Annotated in this window: 14 protein-coding genes and 3 pseudogenes; 11 read left to right on the top strand and 6 right to left on the bottom strand. The window is 67.1% G+C overall.

Annotation, left to right across the window (positions count from 1 at the left end; translation table 11 throughout):
• Positions 1–32: 32 nt before the first annotated feature.
• From ACM6JT_RS21790 to ACM6JT_RS21780, 3 genes and pseudogenes are all read right to left on the bottom strand, one after another.
• Positions 33–746: a dienelactone hydrolase family protein gene (locus tag ACM6JT_RS21790; RefSeq protein WP_131949420.1), complete on the bottom strand. Its 714-nt coding sequence runs from the start codon at positions 744–746 to the stop codon at positions 33–35.
• A gap of 345 nt (positions 747–1091) precedes the next feature.
• Positions 1092–1403: a DUF4148 domain-containing protein gene (locus tag ACM6JT_RS21785; protein WP_034182561.1), complete on the bottom strand. Its 312-nt coding sequence runs from the start codon at positions 1401–1403 to the stop codon at positions 1092–1094.
• A 390-nt stretch (positions 1404–1793) separates the two neighbouring features.
• Positions 1794–1859 (bottom strand): annotated as a pseudogene (locus ACM6JT_RS21780) (hypothetical protein); the annotation flags it as partial.
• Between the two features lie 13 nt (positions 1860–1872).
• Here ACM6JT_RS21780 and ACM6JT_RS21775 point away from each other — a divergent pair.
• The 3 genes and pseudogenes from ACM6JT_RS21775 to ACM6JT_RS21765 all read left to right on the top strand — a co-directional run.
• Positions 1873–1965: pseudogene (locus ACM6JT_RS21775) on the top strand (catalase); the annotation flags it as partial.
• 326 nt (positions 1966–2291) lie between these two features.
• On the top strand, positions 2292–2747 hold the full coding sequence (locus ACM6JT_RS21770) for an antitoxin Xre/MbcA/ParS toxin-binding domain-containing protein (RefSeq protein WP_034182562.1): 456 nt from the start codon (positions 2292–2294) through the stop codon (positions 2745–2747).
• Positions 2744–3223: an RES family NAD+ phosphorylase gene (locus ACM6JT_RS21765; RefSeq protein ID WP_034182563.1), complete on the top strand. Its 480-nt coding sequence runs from the start codon at positions 2744–2746 to the stop codon at positions 3221–3223. Before ACM6JT_RS21770 ends, ACM6JT_RS21765 begins: the two co-directional genes overlap by 4 nt.
• 38 nt (positions 3224–3261) lie before the next feature.
• Here ACM6JT_RS21765 and ACM6JT_RS21760 read toward each other — a convergent pair whose 3' ends face one another.
• Positions 3262–4200, bottom strand: a complete 939-nt coding sequence (locus ACM6JT_RS21760; protein ID WP_414857258.1) for a site-specific integrase — start codon at positions 4198–4200, stop codon at positions 3262–3264.
• Between the two features lie 90 nt (positions 4201–4290).
• Positions 4291–4442 (bottom strand): annotated as a pseudogene (locus ACM6JT_RS21755) (DUF2165 family protein); the annotation flags it as partial.
• A gap of 278 nt (positions 4443–4720) precedes the next feature.
• Between ACM6JT_RS21755 and ACM6JT_RS21750 the strand changes: the two are divergent.
• From ACM6JT_RS21750 to ACM6JT_RS21715, 8 genes are all read left to right on the top strand, one after another.
• Positions 4721–6706, top strand: a complete 1986-nt coding sequence (locus ACM6JT_RS21750) for a gamma-glutamyltransferase family protein (RefSeq protein ID WP_414857257.1) — start codon at positions 4721–4723, stop codon at positions 6704–6706.
• A gap of 733 nt (positions 6707–7439) precedes the next feature.
• A complete protein-coding gene (locus ACM6JT_RS21745) occupies positions 7440–7982 on the top strand; it encodes a hypothetical protein (protein ID WP_034182565.1) in 543 nt (180 codons plus the stop codon).
• Positions 7983–8358: 376 nt separating this feature from the next.
• Complete coding sequence (locus ACM6JT_RS21740) at positions 8359–9138, top strand: hypothetical protein (RefSeq protein WP_414857256.1); 780 nt, start codon at positions 8359–8361, stop codon at positions 9136–9138.
• 386 nt (positions 9139–9524) lie between these two features.
• Positions 9525–9617: a CbrC family protein gene (locus ACM6JT_RS21735; RefSeq protein ID WP_219845567.1), complete on the top strand. Its 93-nt coding sequence runs from the start codon at positions 9525–9527 to the stop codon at positions 9615–9617.
• Positions 9618–9671: 54 nt separating this feature from the next.
• Positions 9672–10922, top strand: a complete 1251-nt coding sequence (locus tag ACM6JT_RS21730) for a metallophosphoesterase family protein (RefSeq protein WP_414857255.1) — start codon at positions 9672–9674, stop codon at positions 10920–10922.
• 3 nt (positions 10923–10925) lie between these two features.
• Entirely contained in the window at positions 10926–14396 is a 3471-nt protein-coding gene (locus ACM6JT_RS21725) for an AAA family ATPase (protein ID WP_414857254.1), read from the top strand.
• A 121-nt stretch (positions 14397–14517) separates the two neighbouring features.
• The gene (locus ACM6JT_RS21720) at positions 14518–15042 is read left to right on the top strand and encodes an HD domain-containing protein (RefSeq protein WP_034182569.1); all 525 of its coding nucleotides are present in this window, start codon (positions 14518–14520) and stop codon (positions 15040–15042) included.
• A 9-nt stretch (positions 15043–15051) separates the two neighbouring features.
• Positions 15052–15738, top strand: a complete 687-nt coding sequence (locus tag ACM6JT_RS21715; RefSeq protein ID WP_414857253.1) for a DUF429 domain-containing protein — start codon at positions 15052–15054, stop codon at positions 15736–15738.
• Between the two features lie 188 nt (positions 15739–15926).
• On the opposite strand, the gene ACM6JT_RS21710 is transcribed toward ACM6JT_RS21715, so the two are convergent.
• Positions 15927–16397 (bottom strand): ATPase, encoded by a 471-nt coding sequence (locus ACM6JT_RS21710; protein ID WP_217590580.1) that lies wholly within the window; start codon positions 16395–16397, stop codon positions 15927–15929.
• Positions 16398–16699 lie beyond the last annotated feature (302 nt).

Raw genomic sequence — 16699 nt, 5'->3', positions numbered from 1 at the left:
CGCCGGCTTATCGCGAGCGCGTCGATCGCGTATTACTGCGGCTTCGCCCAGAGCGTGCGGCCGAAGAACGTAAGCGTGCGATCCCACGCGACTTGCGACCACGCCGGATCGAACTGCGTGCCGGAGATGCGGCCGGGGCCGACGGCCGTTTCGTTCGCGAATCCGTGATGCGCGAGATAACGATGGAATTCGACACCGACCTTCGCATCGGTCAGCTTCTTTTCCAGCGCGTCGACCTGGTCGATCGCGAAGAATGCATCCTGTGTGGCCCAGTGGCCCATCAGCGGCACCTTGAGCTTCGCCGGATCGAGATAGTCGAGCGGCGGGAAGCCGTACCACGTGACGCCCGCGTCCGCGTCGGCGAACTGCAGCGACAACAGCGTCAGCGCACCGCCCATGCAGAAGCCCGTCACCGCGACGCGCGGAGCCAACGTCTTCAGATATGTGACGGCGCCGGGAATGTCCTGCGATGCGGCGTCGCCGAAATCGAGGCCGGTCATCAGGTGGTGTGCCTCTTCTTCCTCGACCGTCGACTTGCCGCGATACAGGTCGGGCACGAGCGCGAAGTAGCCGCAGCGCGCGAGGCGATCCGCGACGCCGCGGATCTGGTCGTTCAGCCCCCACCATTCCTGGATGACGACGACCGCGGGCGCGCCTTCGGTCTTTTCCGGCTTGGCGAGATAACCCTGCAGCTCCTGGCCGTCCGGGCGGCGAAACGCGATCATGGAACCGGATGCTTGAGACATGAAACCGCTCCTTTTCGAAAAATGCGATGAGTACGGCAGCGGGCCGGCCAGCGGGCGTGGTGACGATCGGGCATGCAGGGCGTCGTGGTTTCGCTCGCGTTCATTTCGGCCGACACCGACCACGCGGCCATTCTATGCGCAAACGCCGGCTGCCTGCGTGAACGGCGCCGCGCGGCGCGCGATCGGCGGGGGCGTGTCGATCGACGGTCGCGATTCGGTCACGGAGCGGATCACCGAAAAGCGAACACCCCAAAGGTCGGATCAAATTCCAACTTTTGGAGTGCAGTCCAGAGCAGGGTGTTTCGTTTGCCGCGCGCGGATCGGAACGCGCCGTGTGCGTCGGGCTTACTGGCCGAAATACACGGAGTCGCGGCCATCCTGCTTGACCGCGATTGCGCGGCCGGCACGCACGTCGGCGGCGGCTTGTGCGCCGTAACCGGTTTCATCGGCGTTCGTTACGCGGGCCTGTGCCATCTGCAGCGCGCGGGGGTAGTACGGATCGGAGACTTCGGGCTTGTAGCCGGCCTGTTCGAGCTGGACGAGTTCCGCGCGCACCTGGGCACGCGTCAACTGGCCCGACGGGTTCGATTGTGCGAATGCGCCATACGAGGCGGACAGGGCGGTTGCTGCGACGACAGCGTAGATGAACGACTTCATGATGACCTCCGGTTTCGTTGATTTCGCGCTTCGCTTGTTGCGTTCAGCGGTTGATTTGCATCGTAGCGATCGCGTTACCGGTCGGAAATACGCGTTCCAGCGAATAATTATTGCAACTGGGTAAACGATCCGTGGGGATTGGTGGTTTTGTCTGATGATTGCGGGCTGTCGGCTCGCGCTGCATGGGCCAGGCACACAGCCATTCGGGGCCTGAAGTGATCGATCGACCGGCGGCCACGTGACGATCAATTGAATCGCATTCCGAAGTATTTGGGCGAGATGGTCGGCATAACTCATGCACTTCCGTGTCACTTGGTCGGGGGCCGCCTGACGCTTCCGATATTCGGCGGGCGTGATCCCGACGTGCCGGGTGAACGACCGCCTGAGCGTATCGACATTCGCGAAGCTGCATTTCGCGGCGACCTGTTTCTGCGTGTCATGCGCGTTCTCGAGCAAATGACGAGCCGCCGTGTTGCAGGCGCGCCTGTTTTTCGCCGGCGATGCGCAGCGTTTCCGTCTCGGCGTCAATTTCAATCAGATTCCGGTGAACGCGCCGAAGTGTCTCTTGGTGGCCACGCTCCGTCGCAGCGTGCTCGAGAACGCTTCACGAGCACCGCCGCGGGCGGAGTCACCTTAAGTCAGTAAAAAAGTTGTTACGTAACAATCACCAGATGTTTCTCTGACTTTATATACTGAATGATTGCATTACCTCACCCAGGCGAATCTTCGATTCGCAACCGCCGGATTCTGCTGCCCAGACAGCCGGCCACATCCGCTGGCTCCTTCGCCGACGCTCGACGGACAGGCCACAACGGCTCTCCCAACCCCGCTCCCACAAGTCCTCGGCAAAACGCCTATAATGATTGGGCAAATTGCCGGAGAGAGGTCATGAGCACCATCGCTTTTCATCCTTCGGGTATCGCGCATCCGCGTCAGGCCGAATTCACGATTCTCGAGCAGCTGCTGGCGATCCGCGTCCGATCGGGTGCGGATCTTGCCGAGCTGGCGAGCGCACGCATCGACGTCTCGGTAATCGACCGGCTGTCGGAGCGCGGGCTGAAATCGGACGAGCTGGCCTTTATCATCCCGCGCCGCACGCTGAGCCACCGTCGCCAGGCGCACGAACGCCTGTCGCCGGAGGAATCCGACAAGGCGATTCGCCTCGCGCGCATCGTCGCGCAGGCGACGGCCACGTTCGGCGACCAGGACAAGGCGATGGCGTGGCTGCGCAACGGGCTTCAGCGCTTCGGCGGCCGCACGTCGCTCGACATGGCGAGCACCGAGCATGGCGCGCGGCTCGTCGAAGAGGTGCTCACGCAGATCGACGAGGGGTACTTCGCTTGACGACGCTGTGGCGGATCAGCAATTACGCCGACCTGAAAGGCATCGGCGGGTTGCGCGCCGGCGGGCGCTGGCATTTTGCCGGACAGCCCGTCGTGTATCTCGCCGAGCATCCGGCGCTCGCGCTGCTCGAGACGCTCGTGCATTTCGAAATCGCCACCGTCGCGCAATTGCCGAGCGGATACCAGTTGCTTCGTATCGAGGTGCCGGAATCGGTGGACGTCGCCGAGATCGCGGAAGGCGACGCGCCGGACGACTGGCAAACGAACGTGGACTGGACCCGCAGCGCCGGCACCGAGTGGCTGCACACGCAGCCGAGCGCGCTGCTGCGCGTCCCGAGCGTCGTCGTGCCGCACGCGCACAACTTCCTGCTGAATCCGCTGCACCCGGCCGCACCCGAGATCCGCGTCGCGGAAGTCATGCAATCGCCGTACGACACCCGGATTCTGCGGCTGATCGAGTCGAAGCCGGGCGAATAGGAAAAAAGAACAGGGCAGGGCCCATGCCGTGAGCTGCTTCAACGCTCGTGCGCGGCGCGATCCGCGGCAGCATCGGGCGGCAGCGTCTGCCGGATGCGCGTGACCGTTCGCGTACTGACGAGACCGAGCATGGCGCTGACATCGGCGTGCACGTGGCCGGCGAGCAACTGGCGGCGCGCATACGTGTTGCGCAGCACGCGCGGGCTCATGTCCGCTGCGTGGAAGCCGATCGAGGTCAGCGCGTCGCGCACCACGAGCAGCAGAAACATGTCGTTCATCGCGCCACCGCCGCGCGGCGCGGGAAACAGCAGTACCGATGCCGGTGCGTCTGTCGAACGCGCACGCCATGCGGCGAGCGGTGCCAGCGCGAACGCGGCGAGTTCGATCCGGCGCGCCGGCCGCGCGCGATCGCGCGGCACGGACAGCGCCGGCGGCAGCGCGTCGAGATCGGGCGCGTCATGCGTCGTCGCGCGAATCTCGGCGGACGTGATGCCGCTCGCGAGCAGCAGCGCGACGATCGCGCGATTCCGGCAGTCGGCCGGCGTGTCGTCCGATCGCGGCTGCACATGGCGCTGCAGCGCCGCGTCGGCGTCGGGCGGCAGGTAGCACGGCTCGGGTTCGCCGTCCGGCCACGCGAGATGGCGCGTCGTCCGGCCGGCCGGATGGATCGTCCGCACGCCGGTGTCGACCAGATGCCGGCCCAGCCGGTCGATCAGCTTCGCGTAACGCACGCGGGTCGAGGTGCCGGGCGCGCACGTGCGTTCGAGCTCCGTCAGGAAGGCTGCGACGTGGTCGGGCCCGAACGTGGCCAGCGACACGCGGTGCGCGATCAGATGGCGCAGGAACCGTTCGAACATCGCGACGTGCTGCACGACCGAGCGCGGCGCGAACGGCCGGCGGCCGGCGCCGGTCGCGGTGGTTTCCTGCCATGCGCGAAAGGCGCCGACGGGATCGTGAATCCAGCGATTCGTATCCATCCACGATTTATAGCCGGACGCGGTGACGCCGGCAATCGTCCCGATGTCCATTCCAATCCGGCCGGTCCGTGCAATGCAACCGGCGCATCGGTGCGCGGCACGCGTCTCGTCGATACCGTCGTCGTGCATCGTCAGGTCAACAAGCAAACAAACACGAGCAGTAGCGTGATGAAGAACCGGAACGCGTCCGGTACGCCGTTCCATTGCTTCGACATCCACATCCCGAACCATTCGCCGCGGACTACGGCCGCAGGAATTGCCCGCGCGAGCGGCGTGTCCAACGCGATTTCGACAACGCGCTGACGCGGGGCTAGGGCCTGCGCGCGCCGATGCAGTGCAGCAAGCGAACCCTCATGCCGGTGCGGTGGCGCTGCACATACAACGGCCGGTCGCGTCGCGTCATTTCCTTGTTGCGGAAAAAAATTTGTTCGTGGGACTATCGAACGCGTTGCCTGTGCACCGAGGGGGTTGCAGGCAGCGCGATGTCCATCGCAACGACCTAAAAGAACATCGACAGACAATGAACAGAACAGCGATTTTCCCGTATGCGTCCGCGTTGCTCGCGGCTGCCCTGCTGACCGCATGCGGCGGCGACGTCGAGAACGAAGCGGGGCGCACGCCGGCACCTTCGACCGATACGAGCTGCCTCGCGGTCGACAACAGCGGCGCGACGGTCGTGGTGGGCTCGAACCAGCCGGGTGATCCGTCGCTGCCGGAAGCGTCGTCGGGTTATCGCACCGGGATGAAGCCCGTCTATGCGAAGACCTACCTGGTGGCGACGTCGAACGCTTACGCGAGCGCGGCCGGCTGCGCGGTGCTGAAGAAAGGCGGCACGGCCGCCGACGCGGCGGTCGCCGTGCAGGCCGTGCTCGGCCTGACGGTGCCCGAGGCGACGGGCCTCGGGTCGGGCGGCGTGCTGCTCTACTACGATGCGCGCGGCAAGACGCTGCAGGCATACGACGGCCGCGAAACCGCGCCGGCCGCCGCGACGGAGAACTACCTGCGCTACGTCGACGACACGACCGACCATTCGGCGCCGCTGCCGAACGCGCGCGCCAGCGGCCGCTCGATCGGCACGATCGGCGTGCCGCGGCTCATCGAGACACTGCAGCAGGATCACGGCCGGTTGCCGTGGCAGAACCTGTTCGGCGATGCGATCACGCTCGCGACCAACGGCTTCCCGATCGGCGGCCGGCTCGCCGACGCGATCGCGGCAAACGCCGCGAACCTGAAGCGCGACCCCGAGGCCGCCGCGTATTTCCTGAATGCCGATGGCTCGCCGAAGACGCTCGGCACCGTACTGAAGAACCCCGCGTACGCGCACACGCTGACGCTGATGGCGCAGTCGGGTGCGAATGCGCTGTACACCGGGCAGATCGCGCAGGACATCGTCGCGAAGATCGCCACGACGAAGGGCGCGGACGGCTCGACGCTCACACCGGGCAAGACGACCGTCGCGGATCTGGCCGCGTATCAGGCGAAGCGCCGCGAACCCGTATGCACGACTTATCGCAGCTACTGGGTGTGCGGGATGCCGCCGCCGTCGTCAGGCGGCATCGCGGTCGCAGCGGCGCTCGGCATTCTCGAGAACTTCGACCTGAAGTCGCTGAAGCCGACGGCGATCGATCTCGAGGGCGGCAAGCCGACCGTCGCGGGCGTGCACCTCGTCACCGAGGCCGAACGGCTCGCGTATGCCGACCGCGACAAGTACGTGGCCGATACGGATTTCGTACCGCTGCCGGGCGGCACGTGGGACACGCTGCTGAACAAGCCGTACCTGAAATCGCGCGCGGCGCTGATCGACACGACCAAAAGCATGGGCACAGCACAGCCCGGCAATTTCGGCGCGGTGCCGCTCGGTGTCGACACGACGCTGATCGAGCACGGCACGAACCAGTTCACGATCGTCGACGGCGACGGCAACGTGCTGAGCGCGACGACGACGGTCGAGTCGAGCATGGGCTCGTTCCACATGACCAACGGCTTCCTGCTGAACAACCAGCTGACCGACTTTTCCGCGAACCCGCTCGACGCATCCGGCAATCCGGTGGCGAACCGCCTGCAGCCGGGCAAGCGGCCGCGCAGCTCGATGGCGCCGACGATCGTGTTCGGGCAGGCTGCCGACGGTTCGCGCGGCGATTTCGTGATGGCGACCGGTTCGCCGGGCGGCGGCACGATTCCGCAATACGTGGTCAAGACGCTGGTCGGCGCGCTCGACTGGGGGCTCGACGCGCAGCAGTCGGCGGGGCTCGTCGACTTCGGCGCGAGCAACAGCCCGACGACCACGATCGGCGGCGAGCATCCGAACGTCAACGCGGCGAACAACGGTGCGAACGATCCGCTGATCACGGGGCTGCTCGCGCTCGGGCACAAGGTGTCGACGTCCGCGCAGGCGAGCGGCGTCAACACGGTGATGCGCGTGACGGTCGGCCAGTCGCCGGCGTTGCAGGGCGGCACCGATCCGCGTCGCGAAGGCGTGGTGCTCGGCGATACGTTCCGGCCGTAACCGGGCGGAACGCGCACGGCCCCGATCTGCCTGTATCTGCCAACAGGCGATCGGGGCCGTGTTTCTTTAAGGGGCTGCAATGACGCACGCACGTCTGCTTGAAATGGACGCAGTCCTGTCGGCGCCAGGCTTTTCGATTTCCTCGGCGATGTCGATTGCGACAGCGCGCTGGACAGTCGCGATGCCGAGCCGTTCGACGCAATCGACGGCGATCCGGGTACGGCGATCGACAAGCCGGCAGCAGACGCATTGCGGGAAAAGGCATTTAAGCTCGCCTTCGGCGCATCGGACAACCCGGAGCGGCGGCGTGCGTGTCCGACGATATCGAATCGATCGCGACGCGCCGGTTGTCGTGCCGCACCGACGGCCGGTCGACACACATACTTTGGGATGCTTATAAAAGCGGCTGGTTTCCCTGCTAGCCGTTTCACTTTCGTGGTTTCCCGATGCGCGACGATCGGGTGAAGCGTGATCGCGGGGCGACCCGTGCCGCATGCCGCCGGGTTCGCACCTGCTCGCCGGCAAGTACGCCGTCTTCCCATCTCAAGCCCCCGATTGTCAAACAGTGTGAGTCAATCGTCAGCATTTGCAACTGAAGTAACAGTCCCTGCAAATCAATCGTTTTGCGCGTCGGCGCCGCTACATTAGCTCCACCTGCCGCACGTCGCGGCGAGGCATGCGACAAGCCGCACGAACGCGGCTCGCAGCAACAACGTCTTTGGGGAGAATGACCATGAACAAGATTCGTACGATTCTGCTGGGTGCCGCTCTGACGGCGATGGCGACGTCGGCTGCTTTCGCACAGACGGCCCAGACCGGCGCAGAGGGTTCCGCAGGCGTCGGCGCACAGGTCCAGACGCCGCTGCTCGGCGGCGGCGTGGGCGTGCAGGCTGGCGCCGGCGCGAATGCGGCAGGCTCGGGTTCGGGCGCAGGCAACCTCGTCGGCGGCGCGCTGAACGGCGTCGGCAAGACGGTCGGCGGCGTCGGCGCGGCAGCCGGCAATGCGGTGGGCGGCGCGACCCAGGCGGTGGGTTCGGCAGCGGGCACGGCGAAGGATGCCGCGGCCTCGGCCGTACACTCGACGAAGTCGCACGTGAAGCACGTCGCAGGTACCGCAAAGAGCCACGCGCAAGGCGCGGTGTCGACGGCAGGCGACGTTGCGGGCGGCGCGAAGGCGAAGGCCGGCGAAGCGCTCGAAGGCGCGACGAACTCGGTGCAGGGCGGCGCATCGGTCGGCGTGAAGGGTTCGGCTTCGGCACAAGGCGGCGCGCTGTAAGCAGCACGCATCCAATCACGGCCCGGCCCGCTTCGAAGCGGGCCGGGCCGTTTTTTTATCGGCGCACACAGCGCGCCGTTCGATGTTCGTCGCAATACAGTGATGCATCGGCGTTCGCCGCGAATCCGGCGGCGCGATGGGCACGTGCGCTACCGGATGCCCCGGGCACGAGCCCGCGACAGGCGACGCGCGCGGCCCCTGCCCATTGCCCGGCTGCCATGCTTAAATAGCGGGGCTCCCGGTTGCCGGGTTGCCGCGATGGCAGCGCCGGCCGACGCGGGCAAGCATGTCCGATCGACATCGTGACGACAGACGACACCAAAACGCCGTTCCGGCCCGCCCGGCGCGGCCCGATAACATTCCGAGGCATCACGTCATGACCATCCTGTTCCGTCTTCTCGCGCTCGCCTGCGCGCTCTGGCTGGCCGCCTGCGCAGCGCCGCCCCCGCCGTCAGGCAGTATCGGCGCGTCTGCGGCTTCACCGCTGGTTCCGGACGCCAGCGAACGCCGCGGGCTCGGCACCGCGTGGGGCGAGTCGGTGCGATCCGAAACCCGCAATGTCGAATTCGAACGCGCGGATCCGGCGAAGCCGACGGATCTCGCGTCGGTCTACTACAACGACGCGCTGCCCGGACATCTGCCCGCATCCCAGGTGCGCCGGCTGCCGACCCGCGTCGCGCTCGCGAACGGCGACATCGCGCTGTCGTTTGCGGACGAGAAGGGCGCGCCGCTGCGCCTCGCGCGCAACAACGGCCGCTGGCACATGGCAGGTGTCGAGGGTTCGCGCTACATGATCGTGCTGCGCAACCAGGGGCGCCGCACGTTCGAAGTCGTGTCGACGGTCGACGGGCTCGACGTGCTGTCAGGGCGGCCGGGCAGCTATACGAACGGCGGTTACGTGCTGTATCCGGGCCGCACGCTGACGATCGAGGGCTTCCGCAAGAGCCGCGACGAAGTCGCCGCGTTCCGCTTCGCGGCGGTACCTGACAGCTATGTCGCGAACTCGAAGTACGGCGATGCCGCGAACGTCGGCGTGATCGGCGTCGCGCTGTTCGCGCAGAAGGAGAACGACGAGGAAGCGCTGCGCCGCAACGCGAATCCGTTCCCTGGCAACGACAATGGCTTTGCGCCGCCGCCCGTGCCGCGCGGCGAGTGACGGCATGCAGCGGATCGCGCCGCGTTCGTCTCGACGAACGACGCACGCGGCGCGATCCGGAAACGGTATTACCCGGGTGGCACGCCGGTGCATACGACGAACCCCGCGGCGATCCCGCGCGATCCATGCGAATACGAAACCGCCGGACGATATCGGTTGCGTTGAAGACAGCGGTGCTGGCGCTGTCGGTTTCCAAACGCCGACGCCCGAATCGGTGCGTCCCGCCAGCGGCCATGCGATCGAATGGCCACGACGCACCGGCCGGCAACGACGTTCGGTGGAAATATCTCGCGCACGACGGCGGTAAGACAGTCGCGCCACGGCACAATGGCCGTTCGAATTGGCATCGCGTGCTTTCTCCACCATCCGGACCGACGGAGAACCCCATGTCGTTACCCGCTTTCAGGTACCATCCCGACCCGCTGGCAACCGGCAGCATGATCCGGTCGGATGCGCGCGGCTACCAGGATTGCGATTGACGGCCGGGCCTGCGCGAGCGGCGCCGCCCTTCGTCATGAAACAGAGGAATCTTCGTGAAGTTCATCCACGCGGCAGACATTCACCTTGACAGCCCGTTGCACGGCCTGAGCGCGTATCCCGACGCGCCGGCCGCGCAGTTGCGCAACGCGTCGCGCGAGGCGTTGCGGCAACTCGTGGATCGTGCGATCGAAGAGGAAGTCGCGTTCCTCGTGATCGCGGGCGACCTGTACGACGGCGACTGGAAGGATCACAACACCGGCATCTTCTTCGGCCAGCAGATGGGGCGCCTGCGCAAGGCCGGTATTCGCGCGTTCGTCCTCGGCGGCAACCACGATGCCGAAAGCGAGATGACGAAGAAGCTGACGCTGCCCGACAACGTCACCGTGTTCGGCCACCGCAAGCCGGAAACCTTCAGGCTGCCGGAATTCGACGTCGCGCTGCACGGGCAGAGCTTCAAGGACAAGGCCGTCGTCGACAATCTCGCGATCGGCTATCCGGACCCGGTGCCCGGGCACTACAACATCGGCGTGCTGCACACGGCGCTCGAAGGGTATTCGGCGCACGCGAACTATGCGCCGTGCACGCTGGCCGAACTGCACGCGAAAGGCTACGACTACTGGGCGCTCGGCCACGTGCACGAATTCCAGCAGTGGACGGGCCCGTCCACCGTCGTGTTTCCCGGCAACCTGCAGGGGCGCCATATCCGCGAGACGGGGCGCCGCGGCGCGGTGCTCGTGACGGTCGAGCAAGGCCGTACGCAGGTCGAGCGCCTGTATCTCGACGTGCTGCGGTGGGAAGCCGTGTCGGTCGACGCATCCGATTGCTTCACGGTCGCCGACCTGTCGAGAAAGATCGGCCAGTCGCTGGAGGCGCTGCTGACCGTCGACAGCCACGTGCCGCGCGCGGTGCGCGTGACGGTCACCGGGCGCACGCCCGCGCACGGGCTCTTTTTCGGCCGCGCGCCGCAGCTGCGTGCGGAGGTGCTGAACCAGATCGGCATCATCGGCAACGAGCGGCTGTGGCTGGAGAAGGTCCGGCTCGCGACGTCTGCCGCCGATCATCAGCAGGGCGAGAGCGAGCAGCTTGAAGCGCTGGAGGATTTGAAGCAGATCCTGGCCGAAGCCGCGCACGATCCGGATTTCCTCGCGCTGCTCGAACGCGACCTGAAGCCGTTCGTCGGCAAGGTCCGCAGCGACGTGAAGGAGGAAGTGCCGTTGTTGACGATGGCGCGCGCGGGCGAGCTCACGGCGCTGGTCGAGCAGGTCGGTCCCGCGCTGCTCGCGCGGCTGGCAAGGGGGGAGTAAGCGATGCGCATCAGCCAGCTCGATCTGATCAAGTACGGCAAGTTCACCGACGAAACACTGCGATTCCCGTCGGCCGGCGAGGATTTTCATGTGATCGTCGGGCCGAACGAGGCCGGCAAGTCGACGATTCGCACGGCCGTGTCCGAGCTGCTGTTCGGGATGAAGCTGCAGACTCCGCTCGATTTCCTGCACAGCACGCCTGAACTGCGGATCGGCGGCGTGCTTGAGAACGGCACGGGCGAGCTCGCGTTTCATCGTGCGCGCGGGCGCAGTCCGTTGCGCACGCCTGCCGACGACAAGCTTCCCGACGACTATCTGGCCGCCATCCTCGACGGCGCGACGCGCGAATTCTTCGAGCAGATGTTCGGGCTCGATCACGGGCGGCTGGTCGACGGCGGCCGCAGTATTCTCGATGCATCCGACAAGCTCGGCCAGGTGCTGTTCGAATCGGCTGCCGGTGTCGGCAGTCTCGGGCCGGTGCGCGAGGAACTCGACGCGCGTTCGGTCGAACTTTGGGCACCGCGCCGCAGCGGCAGCGCGTTTGCGCTGGCAGAAACATCGTTCAACGAAGCCGTGACCGAACTGAAGACGGTCCAGGTGCGCACGCGCGACTGGGTCGATCGCAAGGACGCGCGCGAAGCGGTCGAACAGCAGATCGAGCACGCGCGCGCGGAGCAGCGCCGGCTCGAATCGCTGCGCTCGAAGCTCGAGCGCGTTCGGCGGTTGGCACCATACCTGAAGGAGCTGACGGTCAAGGATGCGGCGCTGGCAGAACTGGGCGCGGTCGTCGAGTTGCCGCCGACCGCGTATGCGGACCTGCTGAAGGCGCAGGGCGATCTCGCGGCCGAACAGAAGGTGCTCGAAGAACGGCGTGCCGACCTGCTTGCGAAACGGCAGGCGCGCGATGCGATCGATGCCGACGCCGATACGCTGGCGCTCGAAGCCGACATCGAAGCGCTCGATCGGCTGCGCGGCGCGTGCATGAATCACGCGCAGGATCTGTTGCTGCTCGGCGCCGACGTCGAGCGGCACCTGTCCGCCGCGTTTTCGGCCGCCGCGCAGCTCGACTGGCCGACGGACGAAGCGACGCTGCGCGCGTCGCTGCCGACGGCGCTGTCGCTGAAGACCGTCGCGAACCTGCTGCGCGACCACGGCGCGCTGCACCAGGCGCTGGCCGGCGCGCGCGAATCGCTCGACGAACGCACGCGCGAGCTCGAGCAGGTGCAGGAGCAACGGGCGCGCCTGTCGACCGCCGACGTGCCAGAGGCGCTGCGCGCGGCGCTCGCCGATGCGCAAGGCTTTCGCAACAGCGGCCAACGCGAACAGGCGCTCGAACATGAAATCGCTGCCGCCGAACGCACGCTGTCCGGCGCGCTCGAGGCGCTCGGCCAGTGGCGCATGCCGGTCGATACGCTGCGCGCGCTCAACGTGCCGTCGGCGGCGCGGCTCGGCGCGCTGCTCAAGGAGGACAGCGAACGCGCCAGCGCGGCCGCTGCCGCGCGCGACGCGCGGGACGGCGCGCTCGAAGAGCTCGAGCGGCTCGAACTGCAGGAGAAGCATTTCGCGGAGAACCACAAGGTCGTCACGACCGCCGACGTGCTGGCGGCGCGCGCACGACGCGACGGCGCATGGGGCGACATCCGCAGCGGCGCCGTCGATCTGGCAACGGGCGCACCGGCGGTCGACGACGCGATTCGCCTCGCCGACGAACTCGTCGATGCACAGCTCGGCGCCACGCAGGCGGCGGCGACGCTGCAGTCGCTGCGTCAGCAGGTCGAATCCGCGCGTGCCGGTGTCGCGCGCAGGCAGGCTGCGTCGGACGAACGCGAGCGCGAGCTGGCCGCGCATCGCGACGCATGGGCCGAACTCGCGACGACGGCCGCGGTGCCCGGCATGCCGCTGGCGGCGATGGGCGACTGGCTCGCGAAGCGCGATACGGTGTTCGCTGCGCAGGCCGATCTCGACCGTCAGCGCCGCGAATTCGACACGATTCGCGCGGCGCGCGCCGGTGCCGAAGCCGCGTTGCGTTCGGCGCTGCATACGGTGTCGCGAGGCAGCGAGACGGACGGACTGGCGGCACTCGTCGCCATCGCCGAGACGTTCGTGCAGTCGGCCGAGAAAGCGATCGCGCAGAAGGACAGCCTCGACGACCGCGCGCGGGAAGCCGAACGCGGATGCGCAACGGCGCAGTCGCGAGTCGGCCATGCGCAAGCAGCCTACGATGCGTGGCACGCGCAATGGCGCGACGCGCTGGCCGACGCGAAACTTTCCGCGAGCGCGGTGACGCTGGCAGCGGCAGAAGGCGCGCTCGGGCTCGCGAATGCGGTGACGGCCGAACTGGCCGATGCGGATGCGCCGCGCAACCGCATCGCCGCGATCCGCGCCGAGCTGGCCGCGCTCGAGGCCGGCGCGCGGCGGCTTGCCGAAGCGCTCGCGCCGGAATGGCTGGCGAGCGGCGACTGGCTGGACGTGGCACGCAGGCTGGCGATGCGTCTCGCGGCCGCGAAGGAAATCGCGCGCGCGATCGAGCGTGCCGACGAAGCCGTGCGGCAGGCCGACGGCAAGGTCACGGATGCGGCCGCGGCGGTGGCGGGCGCCGATGCGCGTATCCAGCCGCTGCTTCAATTGGCCGGCGTGGCGTCGATCGACGCGGCGCTGCCGCTGGCCGAACGCTCGGATCGACAGCGCCAGCTTCGGCAGGCGGTCGATGCCGCGCACGAGGCGCTGGTGCGCGACGGCGACGGGCTGTCCCGTTCGGCCGTCGAGGCGGAGGTCGCGGAACAGGACATCGCCGACGTGCCGGCGCGTCTGGAGGCGGTGAAGCAGTCGCTGAGCGATGTCGGCAAGCGGTTGAACGAGCTCGCGCAGCAGCAGGTCGTGGCCGACCAGGCGTTCGGCGCGATCGACGGCCAGGCGAACGCGGCCGTCGCCGAATCGAAGCGGCAGGAAGCGCTCGCGGCGATGGGCGACGCGGCCGAACAGTATCTGGAGGCGGCCACCGCAAGCCGCTTGCTGAAGTGGGCGACGGACCGCTATCGCGACCAGAAGCAGGGGCCGATGCTCAGGCGGGCGGGTGAGATCTTCGCCGGGCTCACGCTGGGCGAGTTCGCGAAGCTCACCGTCGATACCGAACGGACGCCGCCGGCGCTGTATGCACGGCGGATAAAGGGGGCGTCGGTCGAGGTCGCAGGGTTGAGCGAAGGAACGCGCGACCAGTTGTTCCTTGCGCTGCGAATCGCGGCGCTGGAGCTGCAGCTCGGCAGCAGGACCGCGCTGCCGTTCGTTGCCGACGACCTGTTCATCAACTTCGACGACGCGCGCGCGAAGGCCGGGCTCGACGCGCTGCGCGATCTGTCGACGCGAACCCAGGTGCTGTTCCTGACGCACCACGACCACCTGCTGCCGCTCGTGAAGGACGTATTCGGCGCGCGGGTCAACGTGGTCGAGCTGCAGCGCGCGCCGGCCGGCGCGTGACGCGGGGCGCGCAGGGATGCCGGCACACGGGAAGGGTCATCGCGAGCAGGTAGTATGTGCGGTTCCGAAATGCACGCGGCCGGTTCTGCCGGTCGCGGGACTGGCCACACGAGGGGGGAACATGAAAAAGCTGGTAGCCGCGATCGCGTTCGCGGCGGACAAGCATCGCAATCAGCGGCGCAAGGACGAAGAAGCGTCGCCGTACATCAATCATCCGATCGCGCTTGCCGACGTGCTGGCCAACGAAGCCGGCGTCGAGGACGAACGCGTGATCGTCGCGGCCGTGCTGCACGACACGGTCGAGGATACGGAGACGACCGAGCAGGAGCTGCTGCGGCTGTTCGGCAAGGACGTGGCGGACATCGTAATGGAAGTCACGGACGACAAGTCGCTGCCGAAGGACGAGCGCAAGCGCCTGCAGGTCGAGCATGCGGCTACCATCAGCCGGCGCGCCAAGCTCGTGAAGCTGGCCGACAAGATCTGCAACCTGCGCGACATCGCGCGGCATCCGCCCGCGGACTGGCCGCTCGAGCGCAAGCAGGCGTACTTCGACTGGGCGAAGTCGGTCGTCGATCCGATGCGCGGCGTGCATCCCGGTCTCGAGGCCATTTTCGACGCCGCGTACGGCGCACGGCCCGCGGACTGAGGCGTCCGCATGCGATCGGCCCGATCCGTCGGATCCGCCGCACGGCAACCGGCTGCCGTGGCGGGTGTCGACGTCGGGGGCGACAGGAAGCTATGCGATCTCGTGATCCTGCGCGGGTCGACGGTCGTTTGCCGCGAACGGCGGATCGCGCCCGAGGCGTTGCCTGCGCTGTGCCTCGCCCATGACGTCATGGCCGTTGGCGTCGACGCGCCGAGCCTGTGGTGGGCGGGAAGCGGGCGCCGGGCGGCCGAGCAGGCGCTCGCGCGCGAACGGATCTCGTGCTTTCCGACGCCGTCGCGGGAGCAGGCGGTCGCGAGCACGTCTGGCTTCTTCGACTGGATGTTCATCGGAGAGCGTGTCTACCGCTCGCTCGCGGATGCCTATCCGTTGCTGACCGGCGCGCACTATGCGGGCGGACGCGCGAGCTTCGAAACCTATCCGTACGCGATTACCTGCGCGCTGCTGGGCAAGGCGGTTGCATCGGCAAAGCAGAAGCGCAACCAGCGCCGGCAATTGCTGGAGCGGCTGGGGATCGACGTGTCGACGCTGCTATCCGTCGATGCGCGAGACGCGACCCTGTGTGCGCTGACGGCGCAATACGTCATCGATGGAAGCGCGCATGCGTATGGCGATGCAGAGGGTGGATATATCCGTGTGCCGATCGTGAGCGAGACGATCGTGCTCGACTCGTTGTAGTTGCGACGCGCGACCCCGGGCGGGCGCAGATCGCAGGATTGTCGTTGCGACAAGGTGAGCTTTTGCGGGAGGTGTGCGGCAGGCCTGACGACGAAGGTGTCAGGCAGCGATTGTCTGTCGGCACGCGTCGGGATTGCGGGCGCACACGACATGACGCCGGTGCGCCGCGCGGTCCCGAGCGGCACTGCTCAATCCTCGAGGATGGATTTCGGCACGCTGGACAGATCGCAGGCTTGCGCCTGTTCGAAGTAGCCTTCCGCATCGTCGATCATCACGACCGCGACGTCGATCAGTTCGTCGAGCCGTTGCAGCAGGGATTCACGCCACTCGATGTCTTCGTCGCGCTCGGGCGTCTTGTCCATCTGCTCGATGATCGAGTCGGCCGTCTGCAGGAAAGGAATCGCCTGCTGATAGTTTTCGATCGAAACCAGCGCCGCATTGCGTGCGCCGATGAGCCGTTCGCGATGCTCGTCCGCGAGTTCGGATTCGCCGCTGATCCGCGGCAATACATCCGAGATGCGTTGCAGAAGCGGCGGGACCTGTTCTTCGAGCAGGATGGCGCGCTCGCGCAGCGCTGCATATTCGTCGCGAAGATCGGCGTCGCCGGGTTGAGTGGTGCTGTCCATCGTCGATGTGAGTGCGTGGTTCGGTCGCGGCATGATACTCGACTGCGTAAGGTCTCCTTGTCCGTTCCGCAGGAGGGTTGCGCAACCGATGAAGGCGCGAACGCGCGATATTGCAGCCGGTCGGTGCGACATCGTGTTCGGCGGCCCGGTGATTGGTGGGGATGTGAACCCGGAGCGCGCTTGGGAGCGTCATGCCGCTCGTCTCCTATTTATAGGAAGAAAGAGTGGCTTGTCCCGCATCTATAGCGGGCGGCTCGCGCTGTGATGCCCAGCCCGTCGAGCCCCAAGTCACCGTGCGCGATAGCGCACGGTGACTGTTTCAAAATAATTTCACA

It is taken from the genome of Burkholderia sp. IT-111MI5, assembly GCF_949752865.1.
Taxonomy (GTDB): domain Bacteria; phylum Pseudomonadota; class Gammaproteobacteria; order Burkholderiales; family Burkholderiaceae; genus Burkholderia; species Burkholderia pyrrocinia_C.
Note: the sequence above shows the minus strand (reverse complement) of the source record. Positions and strands in the feature narration are given on the sequence as shown.

Bases quoted from the DNA above. Each gene is read 5' to 3' on its own strand.
- ACM6JT_RS21760 (WP_414857258.1), bottom strand. From the start codon at position 4,200: ATGGATACGAATCGCTGGATTCACGATCCCGTCGGCGCCTTTCGCGCA.
- ACM6JT_RS21715 (WP_414857253.1), top strand. From the start codon at position 15,052: ATGCGATCGGCCCGATCCGTCGGATCCGCCGCACGGCAACCGGCTGCC.
- ACM6JT_RS21770 (WP_034182562.1), top strand. From the start codon at position 2,292: ATGAGCACCATCGCTTTTCATCCTTCGGGTATCGCGCATCCGCGTCAG.
- ACM6JT_RS21710 (WP_217590580.1), bottom strand. From the start codon at position 16,397: ATGCCGCGACCGAACCACGCACTCACATCGACGATGGACAGCACCACT.
- ACM6JT_RS21740 (WP_414857256.1), top strand. From the start codon at position 8,359: ATGACCATCCTGTTCCGTCTTCTCGCGCTCGCCTGCGCGCTCTGGCTG.
- ACM6JT_RS21750 (WP_414857257.1), top strand. From the start codon at position 4,721: ATGAACAGAACAGCGATTTTCCCGTATGCGTCCGCGTTGCTCGCGGCT.
- ACM6JT_RS21735 (WP_219845567.1), top strand. From the start codon at position 9,525: ATGTCGTTACCCGCTTTCAGGTACCATCCCGACCCGCTGGCAACCGGC.
- ACM6JT_RS21720 (WP_034182569.1), top strand. From the start codon at position 14,518: ATGAAAAAGCTGGTAGCCGCGATCGCGTTCGCGGCGGACAAGCATCGC.
- ACM6JT_RS21725 (WP_414857254.1), top strand. From the start codon at position 10,926: ATGCGCATCAGCCAGCTCGATCTGATCAAGTACGGCAAGTTCACCGAC.
- ACM6JT_RS21785 (WP_034182561.1), bottom strand. From the start codon at position 1,403: ATGAAGTCGTTCATCTACGCTGTCGTCGCAGCAACCGCCCTGTCCGCC.
- ACM6JT_RS21745 (WP_034182565.1), top strand. From the start codon at position 7,440: ATGAACAAGATTCGTACGATTCTGCTGGGTGCCGCTCTGACGGCGATG.
- ACM6JT_RS21790 (WP_131949420.1), bottom strand. From the start codon at position 746: ATGTCTCAAGCATCCGGTTCCATGATCGCGTTTCGCCGCCCGGACGGC.